The 20,877-nt window shown below is 60.3% G+C and carries 23 protein-coding genes; 14 read left to right on the top strand and 9 right to left on the bottom strand.

The features are described from left to right. Positions 1–35 precede the first annotated feature (35 nt). The 3 genes from FMA36_RS09365 to FMA36_RS09375 form a co-directional block, all read right to left on the bottom strand. The gene (locus FMA36_RS09365; protein WP_159262099.1) at positions 36–425 is read right to left on the bottom strand and encodes a hypothetical protein; all 390 of its coding nucleotides are present in this window, start codon (positions 423–425) and stop codon (positions 36–38) included. 158 nt (positions 426–583) lie between these two features. Then, entirely contained in the window at positions 584–1,399 is an 816-nt protein-coding gene (locus FMA36_RS09370; RefSeq protein WP_159262100.1) for an FTR1 family iron permease, read from the bottom strand. Positions 1,400–1,401: 2 nt separating this feature from the next. Then, positions 1,402–1,743: a cupredoxin domain-containing protein gene (locus FMA36_RS09375; RefSeq protein WP_172155388.1), complete on the bottom strand. Its 342-nt coding sequence runs from the start codon at positions 1,741–1,743 to the stop codon at positions 1,402–1,404. Positions 1,744–1,943: 200 nt separating this feature from the next. Between FMA36_RS09375 and hmpA the strand changes: the two genes are divergently transcribed. Further along, positions 1,944–3,146, top strand: a complete 1,203-nt coding sequence (gene hmpA / locus FMA36_RS09380) for an NO-inducible flavohemoprotein (protein WP_159262101.1) — start codon at positions 1,944–1,946, stop codon at positions 3,144–3,146. On the opposite strand, the gene FMA36_RS09385 is transcribed toward hmpA, so the two are convergent. Continuing rightward, the gene (locus FMA36_RS09385) at positions 3,141–3,407 is read right to left on the bottom strand and encodes a hypothetical protein (RefSeq protein ID WP_159262102.1); all 267 of its coding nucleotides are present in this window, start codon (positions 3,405–3,407) and stop codon (positions 3,141–3,143) included. The genes hmpA and FMA36_RS09385 overlap by 6 nt on opposite strands. Here FMA36_RS09385 and FMA36_RS09390 point away from each other — a divergent pair. The 5 genes from FMA36_RS09390 (at position 3,406) to FMA36_RS09410 (ending at position 9,050) form a co-directional block, all read left to right on the top strand. Next, entirely contained in the window at positions 3,406–4,098 is a 693-nt protein-coding gene (locus tag FMA36_RS09390) for a glutathione S-transferase (RefSeq protein WP_159262103.1), read from the top strand. The two genes, FMA36_RS09385 and FMA36_RS09390, sit on opposite strands and share 2 nt — an antisense overlap. 74 nt (positions 4,099–4,172) lie before the next feature. After that, the gene (locus tag FMA36_RS09395) at positions 4,173–5,795 is read left to right on the top strand and encodes an ABC-F family ATP-binding cassette domain-containing protein (RefSeq protein ID WP_159262104.1); all 1,623 of its coding nucleotides are present in this window, start codon (positions 4,173–4,175) and stop codon (positions 5,793–5,795) included. Between the two features lie 71 nt (positions 5,796–5,866). Next, on the top strand, positions 5,867–8,239 hold the full coding sequence (locus FMA36_RS09400; RefSeq protein ID WP_159262105.1) for a heavy metal translocating P-type ATPase: 2,373 nt from the start codon (positions 5,867–5,869) through the stop codon (positions 8,237–8,239). A 137-nt stretch (positions 8,240–8,376) separates the two neighbouring features. Beyond that, positions 8,377–8,673, top strand: coding sequence for a metal-sensitive transcriptional regulator (locus FMA36_RS09405; RefSeq protein WP_206065301.1), 297 nt, complete (start codon positions 8,377–8,379; stop codon positions 8,671–8,673). A 143-nt stretch (positions 8,674–8,816) separates the two neighbouring features. Continuing rightward, positions 8,817–9,050, top strand: coding sequence for a hypothetical protein (locus tag FMA36_RS09410; RefSeq protein WP_159262107.1), 234 nt, complete (start codon positions 8,817–8,819; stop codon positions 9,048–9,050). Between the two features lie 77 nt (positions 9,051–9,127). On the opposite strand, the gene FMA36_RS09415 is transcribed toward FMA36_RS09410, so the two are convergent. Beyond that, positions 9,128–10,234 (bottom strand): glycerophosphodiester phosphodiesterase family protein, encoded by a 1,107-nt coding sequence (locus FMA36_RS09415; protein WP_159262108.1) that lies wholly within the window; start codon positions 10,232–10,234, stop codon positions 9,128–9,130. A gap of 422 nt (positions 10,235–10,656) precedes the next feature. On the opposite strand from FMA36_RS09415, the gene FMA36_RS19440 reads away from it, so the two are divergent. The 4 genes from FMA36_RS19440 to FMA36_RS09430 all read left to right on the top strand — a co-directional run bounded on the left by FMA36_RS19440 (position 10,657) and on the right by FMA36_RS09430 (position 13,455). Next, positions 10,657–11,019: an STN domain-containing protein gene (locus tag FMA36_RS19440; RefSeq protein ID WP_240906321.1), complete on the top strand. Its 363-nt coding sequence runs from the start codon at positions 10,657–10,659 to the stop codon at positions 11,017–11,019. A gap of 189 nt (positions 11,020–11,208) precedes the next feature. After that, on the top strand, positions 11,209–11,637 hold the full coding sequence (locus tag FMA36_RS19445; protein WP_240906322.1) for a hypothetical protein: 429 nt from the start codon (positions 11,209–11,211) through the stop codon (positions 11,635–11,637). Between the two features lie 83 nt (positions 11,638–11,720). Then, positions 11,721–12,787, top strand: a protein-coding gene (locus FMA36_RS09425) for an IS630 family transposase (protein WP_110571345.1) whose coding sequence is annotated in 2 segments (ribosomal slippage) — positions 11,721–12,207 and positions 12,207–12,787 — 1,068 coding nt in all. Because the reading frame shifts where the segments join, the coding sequence is not laid out codon by codon here. 17 nt (positions 12,788–12,804) lie between these two features. Continuing rightward, positions 12,805–13,455, top strand: a complete 651-nt coding sequence (locus tag FMA36_RS09430) for a porin family protein (protein WP_240906323.1) — start codon at positions 12,805–12,807, stop codon at positions 13,453–13,455. Positions 13,456–13,481: 26 nt separating this feature from the next. Here FMA36_RS09430 and FMA36_RS09435 read toward each other — a convergent pair whose 3' ends face one another. Continuing rightward, a complete protein-coding gene (locus FMA36_RS09435) occupies positions 13,482–13,706 on the bottom strand; it encodes a hypothetical protein (RefSeq protein WP_159262109.1) in 225 nt (74 codons plus the stop codon). A gap of 210 nt (positions 13,707–13,916) precedes the next feature. On the opposite strand from FMA36_RS09435, the gene FMA36_RS09440 reads away from it, so the two are divergent. The 3 genes from FMA36_RS09440 to FMA36_RS09450 are packed head-to-tail and all read left to right on the top strand — an operon-like array spanning position 13,917 to position 17,502. Beyond that, the gene (locus FMA36_RS09440; protein WP_159262110.1) at positions 13,917–14,531 is read left to right on the top strand and encodes a sorbitol dehydrogenase family protein; all 615 of its coding nucleotides are present in this window, start codon (positions 13,917–13,919) and stop codon (positions 14,529–14,531) included. A gap of 18 nt (positions 14,532–14,549) precedes the next feature. Continuing rightward, entirely contained in the window at positions 14,550–16,187 is a 1,638-nt protein-coding gene (locus tag FMA36_RS09445; protein WP_159262111.1) for a GMC family oxidoreductase, read from the top strand. Beyond that, a complete protein-coding gene (locus FMA36_RS09450; protein WP_159262112.1) occupies positions 16,180–17,502 on the top strand; it encodes a cytochrome c in 1,323 nt (440 codons plus the stop codon). Before FMA36_RS09445 ends, FMA36_RS09450 begins: the two co-directional genes overlap by 8 nt. 132 nt (positions 17,503–17,634) lie before the next feature. Here the strand turns inward: FMA36_RS09450 and FMA36_RS09455 are convergent, their stop codons facing one another. Next, positions 17,635–17,868, bottom strand: coding sequence for a hypothetical protein (locus FMA36_RS09455; protein WP_159262113.1), 234 nt, complete (start codon positions 17,866–17,868; stop codon positions 17,635–17,637). A 178-nt stretch (positions 17,869–18,046) separates the two neighbouring features. Between FMA36_RS09455 and FMA36_RS09460 the strand changes: the two genes are divergently transcribed. Next, positions 18,047–18,610 (top strand): phosphatase PAP2 family protein, encoded by a 564-nt coding sequence (locus FMA36_RS09460; protein WP_159262114.1) that lies wholly within the window; start codon positions 18,047–18,049, stop codon positions 18,608–18,610. A 155-nt stretch (positions 18,611–18,765) separates the two neighbouring features. On the opposite strand, the gene FMA36_RS09465 is transcribed toward FMA36_RS09460, so the two are convergent. Together FMA36_RS09465 and FMA36_RS09470 are read right to left on the bottom strand one after the other, a co-directional pair. Beyond that, positions 18,766–20,157 carry an NAD-dependent succinate-semialdehyde dehydrogenase gene (locus tag FMA36_RS09465; protein ID WP_159262115.1) on the bottom strand — a complete coding sequence of 464 codons (1,392 nt, stop codon included), beginning with the start codon at positions 20,155–20,157 and terminating at the stop codon, positions 18,766–18,768. Between the two features lie 240 nt (positions 20,158–20,397). Further along, the gene (locus tag FMA36_RS09470) at positions 20,398–20,856 is read right to left on the bottom strand and encodes an Rrf2 family transcriptional regulator (RefSeq protein WP_159262116.1); all 459 of its coding nucleotides are present in this window, start codon (positions 20,854–20,856) and stop codon (positions 20,398–20,400) included. Positions 20,857–20,877: the final 21 nt, after the last annotated feature.

A 20,877-nucleotide genomic window follows, 5' to 3' on the forward strand; every position in this document is an offset into this window, starting at 1 on the left:
CAAGGCAGGACAGGCGCCGAAACGCGATGACGTGTTTAGCTGTTCCGGATTTTGGGCGGCCGTAGGGGCGGCAGCCAGTCGCCACCCGGCGCAGGGGCCTGCCGGGATGCAGGGAAAACGCGGGTGCCCTCGGCGGAGAGGCCGGTCAGGCGTTGGGCCGAAGGGGGAGCCGGCAGATCCGACAGGCCCGCATGCACATGGCAGCACGGGTCCTGGCTGGGGGTAGCGGGAGCATGGCGGGCGTGGTGCATGCGGGCCATGTGCAGGGCATGGGCGGGGGTCATGCAATCAGATGCCATGGCGCAGGCGGAGGCGAGTGTATGGGCGTGGGCAGCAGGGGTGGGCACAGCGCCAAGAAGCAGCCCTGCCTGCATCAGCAGCCAGACCAGCAGGCCAACCCATGTCCGGCCCCGTGCCCTGAACATTCCGCACTCCCATCCGCCACGAAGCGTTGCAAACTGTTGCCCATAATACCCACGGGGGGCATAAAAGGAAGCTTTTTATGCCAGCCCGCCTGCGGCGTTATCAGACAAAAGTTTCTGGTAAAGCTTTTTTTTAAAAAGGCGGTAACCGGAAACTTTTCTTATTTCGCGACAGGCTGCCTGCGCACCAGCCGGGTCGCGATCAGCATCACCGCCAGCGTCACGCCCCATGCCACGAGCTGAATGCCCATTGGCCGGTCGGAATACCCCACCAGCGCCTTGGCGGCCCGCCCCACCATGCTGCCATCAGAGAGCAGCCACGACGTATCCCACACCTCGTAGCCCAGGGCGGGCACGATATCATCGCCCGCCAGCAGGGCTGCAGCCTGGCTGGCCATGCCTGCGGCCAGCAGGGCAATGAGCAGGCCGGTCACGGCAAACAGGCGGTGCAGCGGAATGACGATCAGCCCACGATACAGCAGCCACGATATGCCGCCACCCGCCACAATGCCCAGCAGCCCACCCACCAGCATGGGCACCGGGCCGGAATGGGTGGAGACCGCAATGCCGTACAGGAACAGCACCACCTCCACCCCCTCGCGCAGCACCGCCACGGCCACCACCACGGCCATGGCGGCAAGCGAGCGCTGGCCGGTTGCCACCTCCGTGCCCAGCGCCTTCATATTGCCCGCCATCTCGCGCCCGTGGCGGGTCATCCAGATATTGTGCCAGCCCAGCATGACGACCGCGATGCACAGGATGGTGGCCGAGAATACATCCTGCCCATTGCCCGACAGCGCCGCCGAGAGGCTGCCGGCAAACACCGCCACCACCGCAGCACCTGCCACGCCGGCTGCGATGCCGCCCGCCACCCAGCGCCCCCGGCCCGCTATGCCCTGCGTTGCCGCCAGCACGATGCCAATGATCAGGCCCGCTTCCATGACCTCGCGAAAAACGATCAGCAGACTTCCCAGCATGTTCAGGGCTCCTGCGTTACGGTAACGGTACCCGTTGCCTGGTCGGGGTGGTAGTCATCGAAGAACTTGTAGGTGCCCGGATGCAGCGGCCCGGCATGGACCGTAATGGTGCTGCCCGGCACCACGATCTTCTCGAATTTCAGGTCATAGCTTTCAAATTCGTCCGTCGTGTCATCCTGGTTATCCAGCATGATGAGAAAGCGCGTGCCCGCAGGCACCGTAAAATGGTCCGGGCTGAAATGATGGTCTTTTACCACCAGGTGCACGGGGTCCTGCGCCCATGCAGGTGGGGCGGACAGGAGGGCCGCAAGCCCGAGGCAGGACAGGATGGTCGCGTAACGCATGAACAGACTCTCCGTGGAATGGCGGCAAAATATTGCGACTTATTATCACTGTCAATTTCAGTCTTTCCACCCGTGCGTTCCGTCTTGTCGATGCGGGGCAGGCATGCGCGACCAGATGTCTCCATAAAGGTATGATCTATTGACATCTTTTTCCCGCGCCATAAAAGGTTTCAATTAAATACACCTTAATGGAGGCCAGAATGGCGCCGCCGCTCGATGACACAACCCGCAGCATCATCAAGGCCTGCGTACCCGCACTTGAAGCCCATGGCCTGGCGATCACGACCGAAATGTATCGTCGCCTTCTGGCCAATCCCGCCATCCGCGATCTGTTCAACCTCTCGCATCAGGAAGATGGCGCGCAGCCTAGGGCGCTGGCCCTGGCCGTGCTGGCCTATGCCCGCAACATCGATAATCTCGGCTCCATGGCAGGGGCTGTCGAACGCATTGCTGAAAAGCATGTGGGCCTGAATATCCGGCCCGAACACTACCCGTATGTGGCCGAGGCCCTGCTTGGCGCGATTGCACAGGTGCTGGGCGATGCTGCGACCCCTGAAATCATGGAGGCATGGGGCCAGGCGTACTGGTTCCTGGCTGATATCCTGATCGGGCGTGAAAAACAGATCTACGCGGCCCACGCGGCGGCTCCCGGCGGCTGGGTGGGGTGGCGGTCCTTGCGCGTGCAGGCCCGCAAGGCCGAGAGCGAGACCGTGACCTCCTTTGAACTGGTGCCGCAGGATGGTGGCCCCGTGATGCGGCATGCGCCGGGGCAGTATCTCAGCTTCCGGCTCGATGTGCCGGGGCACGGGTGTGAACGGCGCAATTACAGCATCTCGTCCGCGCCCTCTGCGCAGGGATACCGCATCAGCGTGCGCCGTATTGATGGCGGCGTCGTGTCGGACTGGCTGCATGACAGCGTGCGCGAAGGCACCTTGCTGCAGGTTTCCGCCCCCGCCGGTGAGTTCACGCTCGCGCCCGCAACCGGGCCCATCGTGTTCCTGAGCGCCGGGGTGGGGCTGACGCCGTTCATGTCCATGCTGGCTGAACTGACGGGCAGCGACGCGCATCCCCCCATCCATTACATCCACACCACCCGCACCCCGCGCACGGAAGCCTTTGGCCCGGCCATCCGCGCCATGGCAGGCGGCGGGCAGTTGCAGGCGGATATTTTCTATACCCGGCAGGCTCCGCAGGCTGCAGCACCCGCGCCTGGAGTGACCTGTCATGAAGGGCGCATCACGCCCGCATGGCTGAAGGGCCGGGTGGAGCGGAATGCGACTTATTACATCTGCGGCCCTGATGGCTTCATGCGCGACATGGTGGGCGCGCTGAAGGATGCGGGCGTGCCGTCTGCACAGATTCGCTATGAATTCTTTGGCCCGGCAGATGACCCCGCGTTATGAGGCCAAAGGCGTGTTTTTGGAAACTGTCTTTATAAAATAAAGAAGTTTTTGGTGAATATTTTCCCGGAAAGCTTCAAAGAACGCCGCCTTTTTGAAAAAAAGGCGGCACCCAAAAACTTTCACTTTTCCCGTGGCGGTCAGGCATGCTGCGGGCAGATCAGGCGGAACCAAACAGGCGGCAAGTTTCTTATCGTTTGTATCCGCATCGCGCGTGGTGCCGGGCGGGTCCAGTTTTTTTTGACCCGGAAGGTCAGCCGCCATGATTACCGTGCATCATCTCGATAATTCACGTTCCCAGCGCATCCTGTGGCTGCTTGAGGAACTTGAATTGCCCTACGAGATCCGCTTTTACAAACGCGACCCCAAAACCATGCTGGCTCCCAAAAGCCTGCGCAAAATTCACCCGCTGGGAAAGGCCCCTATCATTACCGATACTGAGGGTGACGTAACTCTGGCGGAAAGCGGAGCCATTATCGAATATCTGGTGGAGCGCTACGGCAATGGCCGCCTGCAGCCCGAACGCGGCACGCCCGAGCACGTGCAGTTCCTGTACTGGCTGCACTATGCCGAAGGCTCGGCCATGCCGCCGCTGCTGCTCAAGCTGGTGTTTGGCCTGCTGCCTACGCGCGTGCCCTTTATCATCCGCCCCGTGGCCAGCCTGATTGCGGGCGGGGTGCAGTCACGCATCATCAACCCGCAACTCAAGCTGCACATGGATTTCTGGGAGCAGGCGCTCAGCCGGCGCGAATGGTTCACCGGCAAGGACTTCACCGCAGCCGATATCCAGATGAGCTTTCCGCTTGAAGCCGCCGCCTCCCGCGCCGGGGCGCTGGGCGGCAGGCCGCATGTGGGCGCCTTTTTGCGGCGCATCCATGCACGGCCTGCCTATCAGCGCGCGCTGATTAAAGGCGGCGCCTATGCCTTTGCCTCGGCAGGGGACGCGGCTGCCTGACGGCATGGCTGCGGTTTACGCCCCACCTCGGTTCGTATTAAGTGCGCGGATTCCTTCCGCGCCCCCGAGGTTCCATGATTCGTCTCGACAGTATCAGCAAGCATAACGGCCAGCGCCTGGTCTTCATTGAAGCATCAGCCGCGTTGCAAAAGGGCGAGAAGATCGGCCTCGTGGGGCCAAACGGGGCGGGCAAGACCACGCTGTTCCGCATGATCACCGGGCAGGACGAACCTGATGAAGGCCAGATCCTGACCGATCGCGGCATTACCATCGGTTTCTTCAGCCAGGATGTGGGCGAGATGACGGGCCGCAGCGCCGTGGCCGAGGTGATGGAAGGCGCGGGCGCGGTATCGGAGGTTGCCTCCGAGCTTGCCACGCTGGAGACGGCACTGGCCGACCCCGAGCAGGCCGACCAGCTTGACGCCATTCTCGAACGCTTTGGCGAGGTGCAGGCCCGCTTTGAGGAACTTGGCGGTTACGCGCTTGACAGCAAGGCGCGCGAGGTGCTGCACGGGCTGGGCTTCAGCCAGGAAATGATGGATGGCGATGTCAGCCGCCTCTCTGGCGGGTGGAAAATGCGCGTGGCCCTTGGCCGCATCCTGCTCATGCGCCCCGATGTGATGCTGCTCGATGAGCCCAGCAACCATCTCGACCTTGAAAGCCTGATCTGGCTGGAGCAGTTTCTGGCCGGTTACGATGGCGCGCTGCTCATGACATCGCATGACCGGGCGTTCATGAACCGGGTCATCAACAAGGTGATCGAGATTGACGGCGGCAACCTGACCAGCTTTTCAGGCGATTACGAGTTCTATGAACAGCAGCGCGCCCAGAACGAGAAGCAGCAGCAGGCCCAGTTCGAGCGCCAGCAGGCCGCGCTTGCCAAGGAAATCAGCTTTATCGAACGCTTCAAGGCCCGTGCCTCGCACGCAGCCCAGGTGCAGAGCCGGGTCAAGAAGCTGGAAAAGATCGACCGCGTCGAGCCGCCAAAGCGAAGGCAGGCGCTGAGCTTCGAGTTTCCGCCCCCGCCGCGCTCGGGCGAGGACGTGGTCAAGCTGCGTGGCGTGGATAAAAGCTATGGCAGCCGCGTGATCTACCACAACCTCGACCTGCTGATCCGCAGGCGCGAGCGGTGCTGCGTGCTGGGTGTGAACGGTGCTGGCAAGTCCACGCTGCTCAAGCTGGTCACCGGTGCCACCCAGCCCGATGCTGGCACGGTTACGCTGGGCGGCAGCGTGAAGCTGGGTTATTTCGCCCAGCACGCCATGGACCTGCTTGATGGCAGCCGCACGGTGTTTGAAACGCTGGATGATGCCTTTCCGCTGGCAAGCCAGGGTTCGCTGCGCGCCCTTGCAGGCAGCTTCGGCTTCTCTGGTGATGAGGTGGAGAAAAGCTGCCGCGTGCTGTCAGGCGGCGAGAAGGCGCGGCTGGTCATGGCGCTGATGCTGTATGACCCGCCAAACTTTCTGGTGCTCGATGAGCCGACCAACCACCTCGATATCGCCACCAAGGAAATGCTGATCGCGTCCCTCGCGCAGTACGAAGGCACGATGCTGTTCGTATCCCATGACCGGCACTTCCTTGCCGCCCTGTCCAACCGGGTGCTGGAAGTAACACCCGGTGGCATCCACCAGTATGATGGCGGCTATACGGAATATGTCGCCCGCACCGGGCAGGAGGCTCCCGGCCTGCATGCCTGACCCGGCTGCCTGCCCTTGAAAATACCATTGGGGGGTATAAAGTCAGCTCGGTGAGCATGAGGAGCGCCGCCGTGGCCCAGACTGTCAGTTTCCCCGTAGGTGGCATGAGCTGTGCGGCCTGTGCCACGCGGCTTGAAAAGGTGCTCAACCGGCAGGCGGGCGTGCAGGCCACGGTCAACTTCGCCACCGCTCGGGTGCAGGCTGATGTCGATGACCCCGCAACCGCGCTGCCGGCCATGGTTACGGCCATTGGCAAGGCAGGTTTTACAACCAGCGAAGAGAGCGTGGATCTGTCGGTTACCGGCATGAGCTGTGCCGCCTGCGCAGCCAGGGTTGAAAAAATTCTCAACCGCCTGCCGCTGACACAGGCCAGCGTGAATTTTGCCACCGGGCGCGCGCATGTTACGTACGTGCCCGGCGTGAGCGGGCCGGAAACCTTTATTGCCCGCATTGAAAAAGCCGGTTTTGGCGCAACTATAGTGGATGATGCGGCACCGCGCCTGGACCCGCACGCCCTGCGCATGCAGGCCTGGCGGACGGAACGCAACCAGTTTGCACTGACCCTTGTGCTGGCGCTGCCGTTTGGGGCGCAGATGCTGGGCATGCTGGCGGGCATGGGGTTCATGCTGCCCGGCTGGGTGCAGGCCGTGCTCGCCACGGTGGTGCAGTTCTACTGCGCGCGCCAGCTTTATCCGCGTGCGTGGAAGGCGGTGCGGGGCGGTGCTGCCAACATGGACGTGCTGGTGGTGCTGGGCACGGGCATTGCCTATTTCTTCAGCCTGGCCGTGCTGCTCCTGCGCCTGCCGCAGCCGCTTTATTTCGAGAGCAGCGTTGCCATCATCACGCTTATCTCGCTCGGCCGTCTTATGGAAAGCCGCGCGCGTGACAGAACGGCGGCGGGGCTGGAAAGCCTGCTGAAACTCCAGCCCGCGCAGGCCCATGTGGAACGCGATGGCATCATGCATGACTGCCCGGTGGAGCAGGTGCGGGTGGGTGATGTGTTTATCGTGCGCCCCGGCGAGAGCATGCCGGTGGATGGCGCGGTGCTTGATGGCGCATCGGACGTGAATGAAGCCATGCTGACCGGCGAGAGCCTGCCCGTGGCCAAACGGGAGCATGACACGGTTTTTGCGGGCACGCTCAACACCACCGGCAGCCTGCGGGTAAAGGCCACTGGCGTGGGGGCGGATACCGCGCTGGCTCATATCGTGAAAATGGTGGAGCAGGCACAGGGCAGCAAGGCCCATGTGCAGCGTCTGGCCGATCGGGTGGCAGGCGTGTTCGTGCCCGCGGTGCTGGTGCTGGCGGCCCTCACCTTTGGCGTGTGGTGGGGCGTGAGCGGGCAGGTTCCACCCAGCCTTATCGCCGCCGTGTCGGTGCTGGTCATTGCCTGCCCGTGTTCGCTGGGGCTGGCAACGCCCACCGCCATCATGGTGGGCACCGGGCTTGGCGCACGCGCGGGCATCCTGTTCCGTAACGCCGATGCGCTGGAACAGGCCCAGAAACTCGATACAATCATGCTCGACAAGACCGGCACCCTGACCCAGGGCACGCCCATGGTGCATGATATGCAGCCCCGGCCCGGCGTGGACCCGGCCCGCCTGCTGGAGGTGGCCTGCACGCTGGAGCAGGATTCCGAGCACCCGCTGGCCCGCGCCATCATGGCGCATGCAGCAAACCTTGGCGTGCAGCCCGGCACGCTGGCTGCTTTTGAGGCCACGCCGGGCATGGGTGTTGCAGGCATGGTGGATGGGCAGCCTGCCTGCCTTGGCGCGCCGCGTTTTCTGGCCCAACGCGGCGTTGCGCTGGACCCTGATGCGGCAGACGGGCTGACGGGCGCGGGGCGTAGCGTGATTGGCGTGGCGCAGGCGGGGCATCTGCTGGGCTACATCACCCTGTCCGACACGTTGCGGCCCGATGCGGTGGCGAGTGTAGCCGCATTCCGGGCGGCGGGCATCCGGGTTGTCATGCTCACGGGTGACAGCCCGCAGGCAGCAGGTCCCATCGCGGCCGCAGTGGGGGTGGATGACTACCGCGCGGGCGTGCTGCCCGGTGACAAGGCGCGGATTATTGAAGATTACCGCGCACAGGGCCACGTGGTAGGCATGGTGGGTGACGGCATCAATGACGCCCCGGCACTGGCAGCGGCCGATGTGGGTTTTGCCATCGGGGCCGGTACGGCCATTGCGCGCGAGACGGCGGATATCGTGCTGATGAAGAGTGAACTGGCCAGCGTGAGCGATGCCATCTCGCTCTCGCGCGCCACGCTGGCCAAGATCAGGCAGAACCTGTTTTTTGCGTTCATCTATAACATTCTGGGCCTGCCGCTCGCAGCCTTCGGCCTGCTCAACCCCATCGTGGCGGCAGGCGCCATGGCCATGAGTTCGGTCTCGGTGGTCAGCAACGCGCTGCTGCTCAATCGCTGGAAGCCGCGCGCCCGATAACGGAATGACGATTGCGCCCTGTTCCGTGCGCGCGCTCGCCTATGCTGCTGCATAGTTGCATGACCCGGCACAATTCAAGGGATGGACGACAACGCGTGACCAGACATAAACAGCAGGTAACAGACCCTGCCTCCTGCATGCAGTGCGGCCCACCGGATGACAGGGTTGTGGAACAGCCTCACAAGAAAGCCTTGATCAACCGCATACGCCGCATTGAAGGGCAGGTGGGTGGCGTGCTGAACATGATCGAGAATGACCGCTACTGCGTGGATATCCTGACCCAGATCTCGGCAGTAAAATCAGCGCTTGACGGGGTTGCGATCCAGATCCTGTCCTCTCACGCCAAAGGCTGCGTGCGCAAGGCGGTGCAGGAAGATGGCGGCGAGGAAACGATGGAGGAACTGCTCGGCATCATCCGCAAGCTGATCCGCTAGAGCATTTTTAGGCGCAATCCTGATTAAGTGGAAGATGCGGCCTTTGCTGAAAATGTTCGTTCCATAGTTGTCAGGCACAAAACAGATAGCCTTCGCGCGGAATCTTCCTGTCGTCGTGCATCTTTTACTACAGGATAATGAAAATGACCGTGCCGCCTGATTATGTAGAAGTGCGCGAGGTATGTCCTGTTTGTAGCCAGGGATGGGTACGCGTTGCACGAGATAGTGCAACAAATTCTCTTTTCTTTCGATGTGATGAATGCGGAAGTGACTGGGAGGATGTCCTGAAAATCGGGATTGAATCATCAAAAACAAGAGATGATTATTATAATTGGCATTTTGTAGAAAGTAGAAAATTGGCAACAAATAAAATATAAAAATATGTAATAAATAAAGTATCAAAGAACGGGTAATATATCATGGCACCCCTGTGCTTATGGGGTGCCTCCCGGCTTTACAGTCCCAGCGCCATGCGACCTATGGCCGGGTCATCGGTAAAGAAGCCATCAAGCCCCAGATCCAGATGGCGCCGTATTTCGGCAATTGCGCCGGGCACGTTGCGCGCGCTGTCGCCCTCGCCATTGCGTAGCTGGGCGGGTAGGAAGTGGTTCTCGGGGCGGAAGGTGTAGGAATGCACCAGCAGGCCCGCTGCATGGGCATCATCAATGAGGGACGTAGGGGCAAGCCATGCGCCGGAGGCATCACGCGGTATGATGTCATCGTTCGAAGGGCCAATGACATCGGCATAGGCCCGCACGCCACGCAGGCCGTCAGGGGTCATGAAGTCGCCAAACGTGGCAGGTCTTGCCGTGCCCAGCGTGTCGGGCACCGTTTCCGTGCGCCCGCCCATGAGGAACATAAGCCGCGCCTGCGGGTTGATGGCCTGCACCCGGCCATGGAGCATGCGCAGGTTTGCCGTCTCGAAGGACTGGACCTCGAGCGGGCAGTAACGGGTGTAGTCGTGGGCCGCGATGACGTGCAGGAACGTCTCTTCCGGCGTGTGGCCGAGTTGATGGAAATGCGTTGAATTCTTTATTTCGGGTATCAGCCCGATCATGCGTCCGCGGGTTGCGGCTTCGGCTGCGACGAAGTCGATGACTTCCTCAAATGTCGGAATATCGAAATGCCCGTCATAGCGGGTGTTGTGGGCGCGGAGTGTGGGCAGGCGTTCGCGCGCGCGCAGGGTCTTGAGTTCGGCTAAAGTAAAGTCGGTCGTGAACCAGCCGGTTTCCGCCTTGCCATCAATGGTCATGGTGCGGCGGCGGCTGGCAAATTCCGGGTGCTCGGCTACATCGGACGTGCCCGCTATATTGCTTTCATGGCGGGCTATGAGCACGCCATCGCGTGTGGGCACGAGGTCGGGCTCGATATAATCCGCACCATCGGCAATGGCGCGGGCATAGGCGGCGAGCGTGTGTTCAGGCCGCAGGGCCGATGCCCCCCGATGCGCCATGACAGAAGGCACCGGTGCCAGAGAAGGGTTTGCAAAAGCCTGCCGGGCTGTCGTCAGCGCGGCCATGCTCATCAATGTGCCTGTCATGGCCTGTCTACGGGTCAGCATGCCTCTGTCCTTTAAAAACGCGCGCCAATTTTAAGCCAGAACACGCATAGGGCAATGGGCAGCGATCGGCCCGAACGGCGGTTAACCGTGAATTCCATATGACAGTTTAATGAAAGTTCGCCCGTAAAAGGAGAAAGCCGCTTTTTCGATTGTCATCCCTGTCATGACCGCCCCTGGCGTCCGCTAACAGGAACCATGATACATGACAGTCCGCTTCCGGTGTGATTTCCGTGCTTTTTACTTGTTACCGCCGCCACGGCCAGCCTGGTTATGCCATGGGCGCGTGCCGAAGCGCGGAGCATCCATATTGCCGCCCAGCCCATGGCGCAGGCGCTTGAGGCATTAGGGCGCCAGACAGGCCAGAACATCGTTTTCACGCCGCAGCAGGTGGTCCTGTCCAGGTCAATGCAGTCAATAGCGACATGACGGCTGCACAGGCGGTCCGGCGTGTACTCGCCCATAGCGGGCTGACCGCCGAGAGCGTGAATGATGGCGGCTTCATCATCCATTCAGGTGCTGCGGCCAGCACGGCGCAAAAGAACCGCGCGTCACCCGAAGGTGGCGAGCAGAAGGGCGGCGTGATCGACCTCATTCCCATGAGCGCCTTTGACCACAAGGGTCTGTACAAATACCTCGATGCCTACGGCATCTGGTCAAGCAAGCGCGGGGCGTGGGCGCCAAGGGCACGTTTTCCGACACGTTTGGCAGGCACCATGAGTTCGGCATCGTGCTGTCCATGCGCTACCAGGAGCGCGCAACACGACCAAGAACTGGCAGGCCTATGATTACGACAATGCCGATGGCACGAGCGGCACCACGCCTGGCGCTTCGTGGGACGGGCATGTCAGGCCCAGCCAGTATTCAACAGGCGAATACGCCAATGACGTGACCAATATTGGCGGCTCGGGCAAGCTGGAATGGAAGCCCGCCGATAAGCACCTGTATATGTCGGTCATGGGCTGGTCCTGCGCACGGTGGAAACACTCGACCACAATGAGCAGCAAAGCTATTACGACAACAAGGAAAATTTCACCAGCCAGATGCTCCAGAGCAGTCACGTGCCGTGGAACAATGTCTACCCCGAGACCTTCATCGGCCCCGATAGGTATAACTTCAACTGGTCCAGCCTGACGGTAGACCAGAAAAAATCACTTTATAACAATGGTATTTCAAAATACAGATACCGCGAGAACATATTCGACGGCTATGTCTCGCTGCACTACATCTGGAAAAATACCGCCTTCATTGCCGACGTGCGGGCCGATGCCACCAATTACGCGGGCTGGGCCCCTAGATCAACGGCACGACGCAGACGGTTTCCCCCGGTTTTACGAAGCAGGGCGGATCTTACATCAACCCGTTGCCCTCGTTTGATGTCGTGCATCACTTCCCGCAGGATGTAATACCAAGGGCTACTGTCTCTGACTCATCTGTGAAGTGACGCGAAGGGCCTGTTCTGATTCTGTCGTGAGAGGGAGGATCGGGAATGGCTGGTGCGATTGCCTTACGGACGGATTATACGGCTTCTGCGTTACGGCGTCTGGCCTCTCGTACGCGGGATGCGAATGTTGCACGGCGCCTTTTGTCTCTGGCTGCGGTGCGCGACGGTGCCAGCCGGGGCGAAGCGGCGCGGATCGGCGGGATGGACCGGCAAACCCTGCGGGACTGGGTGCACCGGTTCAATGCTGCGGGGCCGGATGGCTTGCACGATCAGTGGCGCAACGGGTCGGTCTGCCGCCTGACAGCGGACCAACTGGCAGAATTATCGGCGCTGGTCACGACAGGGCCTGACCGTGCCCGGGACGGCGTGGTGCGCTGGCGTCGGGTCGATCTTCAGCGGGTCATCGAAGAGCGTTTTGGCGTCTCCTATCACGAACGCCATGTCTCCGCCCTGTTGAAGCGGCTTGGGTTCAGCCACGTCAGCGCGCGTCCGCGTCACCCCGGACAGGATCCGTCCGTCATGGACGCGTTTAAAAAAACTTCCCCACGATCCTGAGCGCCCACACCGGGCATCTGCCCAGAGGCAGGCGGATTGAACTCTGGTGGCAGGACGAGGCCCGCATCGGGCAGAAAAACGGTCTTGTCCGGCAATGGGCGCGGCGTGGCACCCGACCACGCCAGCCTGCCGATCAACGCTATGAGAATGCCTGGCTGTTCGGCGCCATCTGCCCCGCACTCGGCAAGGCGGCAGGCCTGGTGTTGCCGTTTACCGGCACGGCCAGCATGCAACTGCATATCGAGGAAATCTCACGCTGCGTCGCACGCGGAGCGCATGCCGTCGTCCTGCTCGATCGTGCCGGCTGGCATACGACACCCAAACTCAGACTGCCGCGCAACGTCAGCCTGATCTTCCTGCCGTCCCGCGCGCCCGAACTGAACCCGGTCGAGAATATCTGGCAGTTCCTACGCGCCAACTGGCTGTCCAACACCGTGTTCAGCGGCATCGAACACATCATCGAAGCCGCATGCACCGCATGGAACAACCTCACCGCCCTGCCACAGACCATCCGATCCATCGGCCTCAGAAAATGGGCTCATATAGGTCAAAGGTGATAGCCCGTAGTATAACGATGCATGCCTCCTACAGTCAGTCCATCGGCCGCCTCGCGCCGGGGCAGATCGCCATGGCGGCATCCGAGAGTTGTGGTGATGATGACCCCGGTGGAACAGACTGCACCATCTCCAGGGGCAATGCCCGGCTCAGGCCGCGTCGGTCCAACAATTTCGATATTTCGGTTGATAAATGGTTCAATCGCGGCAATGGCATTGAGTTCAATGTCATGGACCGCAACCTGCATGCCTTTGGCCAGGTAATTGACCTGCAGGCGAACGTGACGTGGCTCAAGGGCCATGAAAGCTATTCAAACGGCACATCGGTGGTCAATTACAATGCCATGATCTACCAGCCCAGCTTCATCGCCAATGGCATGATGACATGGCATATTCCGCAGATAAAAGGCGCGCTGCGCACCACCGTCAATTACTCGGGCAAGTATTTTACCTCCTTTGGCGCAACGCCGGGCGCATCGGACGGGTTTGGTAACTTCCTCACCTTCAACCTTGGCTTCTGGCATCAGGTTTATCCGGGAATTACATTGAAATATGAAGTCATGAACCTGGCCAACTGGCAGCCACGCTATGTAACCGGTGATCATCTGCAATATGTTGATGAAATGGATAATTATGGTCGCGCCGTTTATTTCCATGTTGTTTTCAACTGATGCAGGACGTGTCCGGGGCAGCTATTTCAGAAAGCCTCCTTCAGGAACATGGTCGTAGCTTGGTCGAGGATTAAAAAGAACAGGAATTTAGTGATTGTTTGCATGAAAAGATGAAATAGTAATGATACTTTTTCAATGCATATTAAACGCGTTTTATAATCAGCAGGCGTCGTGCCATTATAATGGCTGCCATTCATGGTTCTGCCGCCATGGAGGGACCATGCGGTTGTGGTGGCAGGCGGCCTGCCCATGTCACTATATTTTTACAAAACATGTCCTTCCTGCGGCAGAGGCCACTTTTACTCGTAAGACGTGAAGCTGCTATACGCGGAGATGGGGGTATAAAAGGTTGCAGGACTGCATTAAGTGGCGGTATCGGTATAAACACTATTGCATCCCGCATGGTCATGCCTGTCTTCCGGCATTCCTGCTGGACCAACGTGCATGAGAGGCGACGCTAGATGGCTGCAGACCGGCCCTGTTTTCCTACGAGTATTCATCGTTCCACCCCCAATGCCATCAGACTGAACCGGGCGCTGCGCATGTCGCGCCGCGATGCGCTGATCGGCGCGCTCGGGGCAGCCGTTGTCGTGACAGGCAGCAGGCAGGGCATCGCTGCCACGGCAGAGCAGGACACGGTCGTGCCGCTGTTCATGGCCCTGTCGCAGCGCCTGACGGACCGTGATACGCTCGACCCGCGCATTGGCAATGCGCTGTATGCCGGCATCACCCACGCCGTGCCCGAGCGGCGCGATCAGATCCAGAAGCTGCATGACTTCATGACCGGCGGCAGTTTTGCCTCTGCCCATGCGCTCGCCTCCGCCGCCGAGCATCAGGACCCCGTGTTCAAGGATGTCATTCAGGATATCATGACCGGCTGGTATCGTGGTCTGGCCGACCACAAGGTCGTGGTCTACCGCTCCGCGCTGATGTTCGACATCACCAAGGACGCGATCTATCCCAAGACCTATGCAACGGGTGGGCCGTTCTACTGGACCCAGACCCCGCCGGAAGTGGCTGTTCCCACTGGTGAACCTGCCCTTTCGCCTTCGAAACTCGTGATCGAACCTACCTGATATCCGGAGCCTTTCTTTATGCCGTCCGAACAAGACCTATCTGCTGACGTCGTGATCGTCGGCTCCGGCGTCGCTGGCAGCTCCATTGCCAACGAACTGGCGCGCGCGGGTATTTCCGTCATCGTGCTCGAAGCGGGGCCACGGGTCGACCGCCAGCATTTTGTCGAGAACTTCCGCAATCTCGAGAACAAGCCTTCCTATCAGGGGCCGTTCCCCGCAGTGCCCTGGGCGCGTCATCCGCCCAACCAGATCACCCCCAACGAGTACCTGCACACTACCGGCCCTGATGCCGAGGCCTACCAGCAGGTCTATCTGCGCATGATGGGTGGCACCACCTGGCACTGGGCGGGCTGCGCGTGGCGTTACCTGCCATCGGATTTCGAGCTCAAGACCCGCTATGGCCAGGGCCGTGACTGGGCGCTGAAATATGATGATCTCGAGCCGTTCTATTATCAGGCCGAGGTGATGATGGGCGTCTGCGGCCCCGACCCTGCGGTGGAAGACCTCGGCTCGCCGCGCAGGCAGCCCTACCCGATGGATGCGCTGCCCATCTCCTACGCAGCCCAGCAGTTCCGCAAGCTGATTGGCGAGAAAACGCCCTATCGCGTGGTGCATGAGCCGCAGGCCCGCAACACCCGCCCGTATGACAGCCGCCCGACCTGCGAGGGGCATAACAACTGCATGCCCATCTGCCCGATCGGGGCCATGTATAACGGCAGCTACTCCGTCTACCATGCCGAGGCGGCGGGGGCGAAGTTCGTGCCCAACGCCGTGGTGTACCGAATCGAGCGTGACAGCGCCAACAAGCGCGTCACCGCGGTGCATTATTACGATCCCGACAAGGGTTCGCACCGCGTGACCGGCAAGTATTTCGTGATTGCGGCGCACTGTATCGAGACCGCGAAGCTCATGCTGTTCTCTGCCGATGAGCAGAGCCCGGACGGCATTGCCAACAGTTCGGGCCATGTTGGCCGCAACATGATGGACCACACCGGCGTGCAGGTGAGCTTCATCAGTGGTGACAAGGCCCTGTGGCCCGGCCGTGGCCCGCTGGAAACCAACGTGATCGACAATTTCCGCGATGGTGACTGGCGCAACGAGCGCGGCGCGTATCTGGTGCACATGGTCGATGACAACCAGGTTGACCTTGCCACGCAGCTTGCCATTTCCAAGGGGTATGTCGGGCGCGAGCTTGAGGAGCAGATCCGCTATCTCGCCTCGCACACCGTGCGCCTGTTCAGCCATAACGAAGGCCTGGCCGATCCGGACAACCGCCTGACGCTGAGCAAGACCAACAAGGACATTCTCGGCATTCCGCACCCCGAGGTCTATTACAAGCTGCCCGAATATACGGTGAAGAGCTGCGAGCACACGCGCGGCCTGTTCCGCGACCTGATCGGCCTCATGCATGGCACGGATGAGGAATGGACACCGGGTTACTTCCCGCAGGACCATCCCGCGGGCAGCACCATCATGGGCACCGACCCGAAGGATTCCGTGGTGGACGGCTTCTGCCGCACGCATGACCACGAAAACCTGTTCATCGCGAGTTCGTCCGTTTTCTCTTCGGTCGGAACCGGCAACATCACCCTGACAGTCGCCGCACTTGCCCTGCGCGTGGCTGATACGCTTAAAAAAGAACTCGCCCATGCCTGACGTGACGCGCAAGATCCTGTGGTCATTCCTGACCGCAGGCACTGCTCTTGCAACATTTTCTGCCGTTCCCGCCCGGGCGGATGATCCTTCTGCCGACCTTATGGCCCGTGGCGAATATATCGCCACGGCAGGCGACTGCGTTGCCTGTCATACCGCGCCAGGTGGCAAGCCCTTTGCGGGCGGCCTGAAGATCACCACGCCCATGGGTGATGTGGTAACGACCAACATCACGCCTGATCCCGATCATGGTATTGGAAAATACACGGAAGAGGACTTCGAGAAGAGCCTGCGCCATGGCATTCGCCGTGATGGCAGCAGACTTTATCCCGCCATGCCCTACGTGTCCTATGCCGGAATGACGGATGGTGACGTAAAGGCGCTTTACACCTGGTTCATGCATGGGGTGAAGCCGGTGGCCGAGACGCCGCCGGTCACATCGCTCAACTTCCCGGCCAACCTGCGCATCACGATGGGGCTGTGGAACATGGTGGCGACCAGCGAAACCCCGGAAACCGGGGATTCCGCCACCTATGACAAGCTGCGCCGGGGTAAATACCTGGCCCGTGCCCTTGAGCATTGCGGCACCTGCCATACCCCGCGCAACATCATGCTGAGCGAGAAAGAGGACAGCTACCTCGCAGGTGCAAGCCTGCTCGGGTGGTATGCCCCCAACATCACCTCCAGCAAGACGGGCGGCATCGGCAACTGGAGCGAGGACAACCTCGTTGAATACCTCAAGACCGGCCATGTGGCCGGGCTGAGCCAGGCAGCCGGTCCGATGGGCGAGGCGGTGGAGCACAGCACCAGTCACCTGACCAATGATGACCTGCATGCGCTTGCAGCTTACATCCTGCAGGTGCCTGCCAAGGATGACGAGGCCGAGCACAGTCCGCGCGAGCAGTATGGCAAGCCGCTCGAACAGGCGGATGTCCGCTCGGGTGAGCTTACCCGCATCGACAAGCTTGACCAGATGGATGGCGCGCAGATCTATGATGCGAACTGCGCCGCCTGCCATGGCGGTAACGGCGCGGGCACGGCTGACCATTATGCGCCCTCGCTGTTCCATAACTCGGTTGTGGGCTCAGCACGGCCCGATGACCTGATTATGGCCGTGCTCAATGGCGTGGACCGTAATGCAGGTGAGGTGCATGTGCATATGCCTGCCTTCAACCAGAGCTCCGACGTGGAGCGCCTGAGCAATGCCGAGATTGCCAGCGTGGTGAACTACGTCACGGCCACATTTGGCAGCGGCGACCACGGTGTCACTGCTGAACAGGTGGAAAAAATGGGCAAGGAACTGCCCAAGACCCCCTAAAGGCTCCGAGCCCCGGCGGTACCTGCATCCCCACTGATGGGTGCAGGGCCGCCGGGTCTGGTCTTTAGAAATGCTGTCAGCGTAAAAATATTCGATCCAACGCTGAAGTAAAAAAACAGATTTGTGAAATAATTAATTTTTGTGCCGAGGTGGAAAACGCACGGGCGTTTTCGCTGCGTCAAAGCCGTGTTCCTCTACCCGCAGCGGAACGATCGTGTCTGGCGCATGACTGCTGTCTGGCCAATTGCCCCAGACGACTTTTGCTGCGAATGTGCGGCCACGGCATTCAACATTTGCCATATCACCTACGACGGGAACCGGACCGTTGAAGAGGTTCTGATCAGCGCGGAGTTCGCGTTCGATCACGACCTCTCCTGATCGTAGCAAGATCCGTTTGATCCAGTAGCGCATGCCACCAGCATAGCACACGGGGAGCCCATCAAGCATGAAATGTCGCGCCCTGTAGCTGTAAAACGGTGCTCGCTGGTGACCGGGCGATGTCTGTGATAGGCACGACAGGCGCAAAACGGGGTCCCGGATCATCATGCTGCATTTCATTACCGATTTTGCCGATCAGGGCGTGATGCTGCCGGTGATGGTAACCGTGACCTTTATCATGGCTGTGTACGGATGGTGGCGCGGCGCCGTAGTCTGGGCGGTGACTGCCGTTACGATGCTGGCAGTCATGTTGCTGCTTAAAATAGCCGGTCTTTATTATGCCGCGATTGAACAGACCGCCATCATCAGCCCCAGCGGGCATGTTGCGGCGGCGTGTATGGTGTATGGCGGCCTTCTTGTGCTGCTGGGGCAGCGGTATTTCATGCGTTTTCCGGCACTTATGCTGGTGCCGTTATCGGGCATTGGCATTGCCGTGGCATGCACCCGGATCGCGTTGCATACCCATACCCTGTTCGAGGTGATAACAGGCGGAATGGTGGGCTGTGCCGCTGGCTTTGTGCTCGGGCGCGCGTGCGGGCCTGTGCCGCAGCGGTTATGGCTTTATCTGCTGCCAGGGGTGACGTGCATAGCCGTGCTGTTCCATGGAACGCATCTGGGTATTGAGGGGGCGATACGCGCTATGTTTATGCCGAGGAAAATTATGTCCTGATTTAAAGGGCCATAATAATTTTTTTGTTTTTTACTTTTAATAACGTTGTGTTTTTAAAGATTTTAAAAAAAGCTTTTGTATTATTCGTGGCCAAGTGGCCCGGTTGGGCACCGGCCAAGACGTTATGCCTCAGCCAGTGCCCGGTTTTTACCGGATCAGAACGGGGCGTCGATGTTCACCACGTCGATCAGTTTGTGATTGACGAATTCCTTGATGCCCAGGCCGATCAGTTCACGGCCATAGCCCGAGCGGGCCACGCCGCCAAACGGCAGGTCGGCCTTCACCATGGTCGGGTGGTTGACATAGACCATGCCGGTATAGATCTGCTCGGCTACCTTCACGCCGCGCTTGGTGTCCTTCGTGAACACGGCGCCGCCCAGCCCGTAGGGCGAGTCATTGGCGATACGGATGGCATCAGCCTCGTCTTTCGCACGGTAAAGCTGCGTTACGGGGCCAAAGAACTCCCAGTGGCGGGCTTCATTGTTCTCGTGCAGGTTGGTCATGAGCAGCGGCTGGAAGAACGCGCCCTTTTCAGGCACGGGCGCGCCAATCACTTCCACAACGGCACCATGCTTCTTGGCTTCTTCAACCTGCGCGCGCAGGTCATCCGCCGCCTTCTGTGAGGAGAGGGGAGCCAGCTGCGTTGCCGGGTCCATCGGGTCGCCTGCCTTCAGGCTGGCCACGCCTTTCTTGTAAAGCTCCACAAAGCGGTCATAGATCGCATCAGCCACGATCAGCCGCTTGGCCGAGACACAGACCTGGCCCGCATTCCAGTGGCGTCCGAACACGGCCCACTTCACGGTCTTTTCCAGGTCGGCATCTTCCAGCACCACGAACGCGTCGGAACCACCAAGTTCCATCGTGGATTTCTTGAGCGCCTTGGCCGCAACGCCTGCCACGATGGCGCCAGCGCCTTCGGAGCCGGTCAGGGCAACGCCACACACGCGTGGGTCGCTCAGGATCACTTCGGTGTGGTGACGGGCGGCATACAGGTTGCGGAAGCCACCCTTGGGCAGGCCTGCTTCCTGCATCAGCGTATCGAAAGCGGCGGCGCACTGCGGCACGTTGGAGGCATGCTTGAGCAGCACCGTGTTACCGGCCGAAAGCTGCGGCGCAATGATGCGGGCCACCTGATAGTAGGGGAAGTTCCACGGCTCGATGGCAAAAACGATGCCCTGCGGCTGGTGGATGATCATGGCCTCGCCCTCATCGGGGTTGGCGACCGGCAACTTCTCGGCCTTCAGCAGGCGCTCGGCATGTTCGGCATAATACTCGAAGATCTCTGCCGACAGGATGGTCTCGGCCTTGGATTCCGCATACGTCTTGCCCATCTCCAGCGTGATCAGGCGGGCATATTTGTCAATGTCGCGGCGCAGGATGGCCGCTGCGGCCTTCATCACTTCCGCACGTTTGGCAAACGAGGTGTGACGCCAGGCCTTGAAGGCCTCATAGGCATCGGTCAGCGCGGTCTGGACTTCCTGATCCGTAGCATCGGGGAAAGTCTTCAGCTTTTCACCAGTATAAGGGTTGGTCGTAGCATAAGCCATGGACAATCTGTTCCTTAGAGTTTCGTCAAGTATATATTCCACGTGCAGGCGTGCAAGAATCGTTTCAGGTATCACTAACGCCCCGAACGTGCAAAAGCTGATTCTCCAGCAAGGCGGAAAGGATACGAAGATTTTTTGCAGGAAACCGCGGTTTTCTGCCCTCTGTCCCGCTTTGGCCCATGGAAGGCGGTTATGGTAAAATGGAATTTACCGTCTGCGCACCATGGGCTTCAGGTGCCCTCAGACAGAAAGCGGGCTATCGAGCAGTTTGCGTTCCCGGTCGGTTATGACATCGGCCAGCGTATAACGGTCCAGCACGGAAATGAATAACCCCAGCGCCTCATGCAGCACGCCGCGCAGGTGGCACACATCGCTCAGGATGCAGCCCGCCCTGCGGTTTACGCCTTCCGGTGGGGGAGGCTGCATGCAGGCCACCAGCCCCATATCTTCTTCCGTATAGCGCACGACATCACCGATCAGGATCTGAGCGGCAGGCCGCCCCAGCCGCAGGCCGCCATTACGGCCACGGATGGTTTCCACAAAGCCGCCCTGCCCCAGCCGGTGGATGATCTTGATCAGATGATTTTCCGAAATGCCGTAGGCCAGCGCGACCTCCCTGATCGATGTCAGGCGGTCGGTATGGATGCCCAGATAGATCAGGGTTCGCAGGGCGTAATCAGTATGCAGGGTCAGGCGCATGTAAGGAGATATATAGAGTTC

The organism is Komagataeibacter xylinus (genome assembly GCF_009834365.1).
Classification (GTDB): Bacteria; Pseudomonadota; Alphaproteobacteria; order Acetobacterales; family Acetobacteraceae; genus Komagataeibacter; species Komagataeibacter xylinus_D.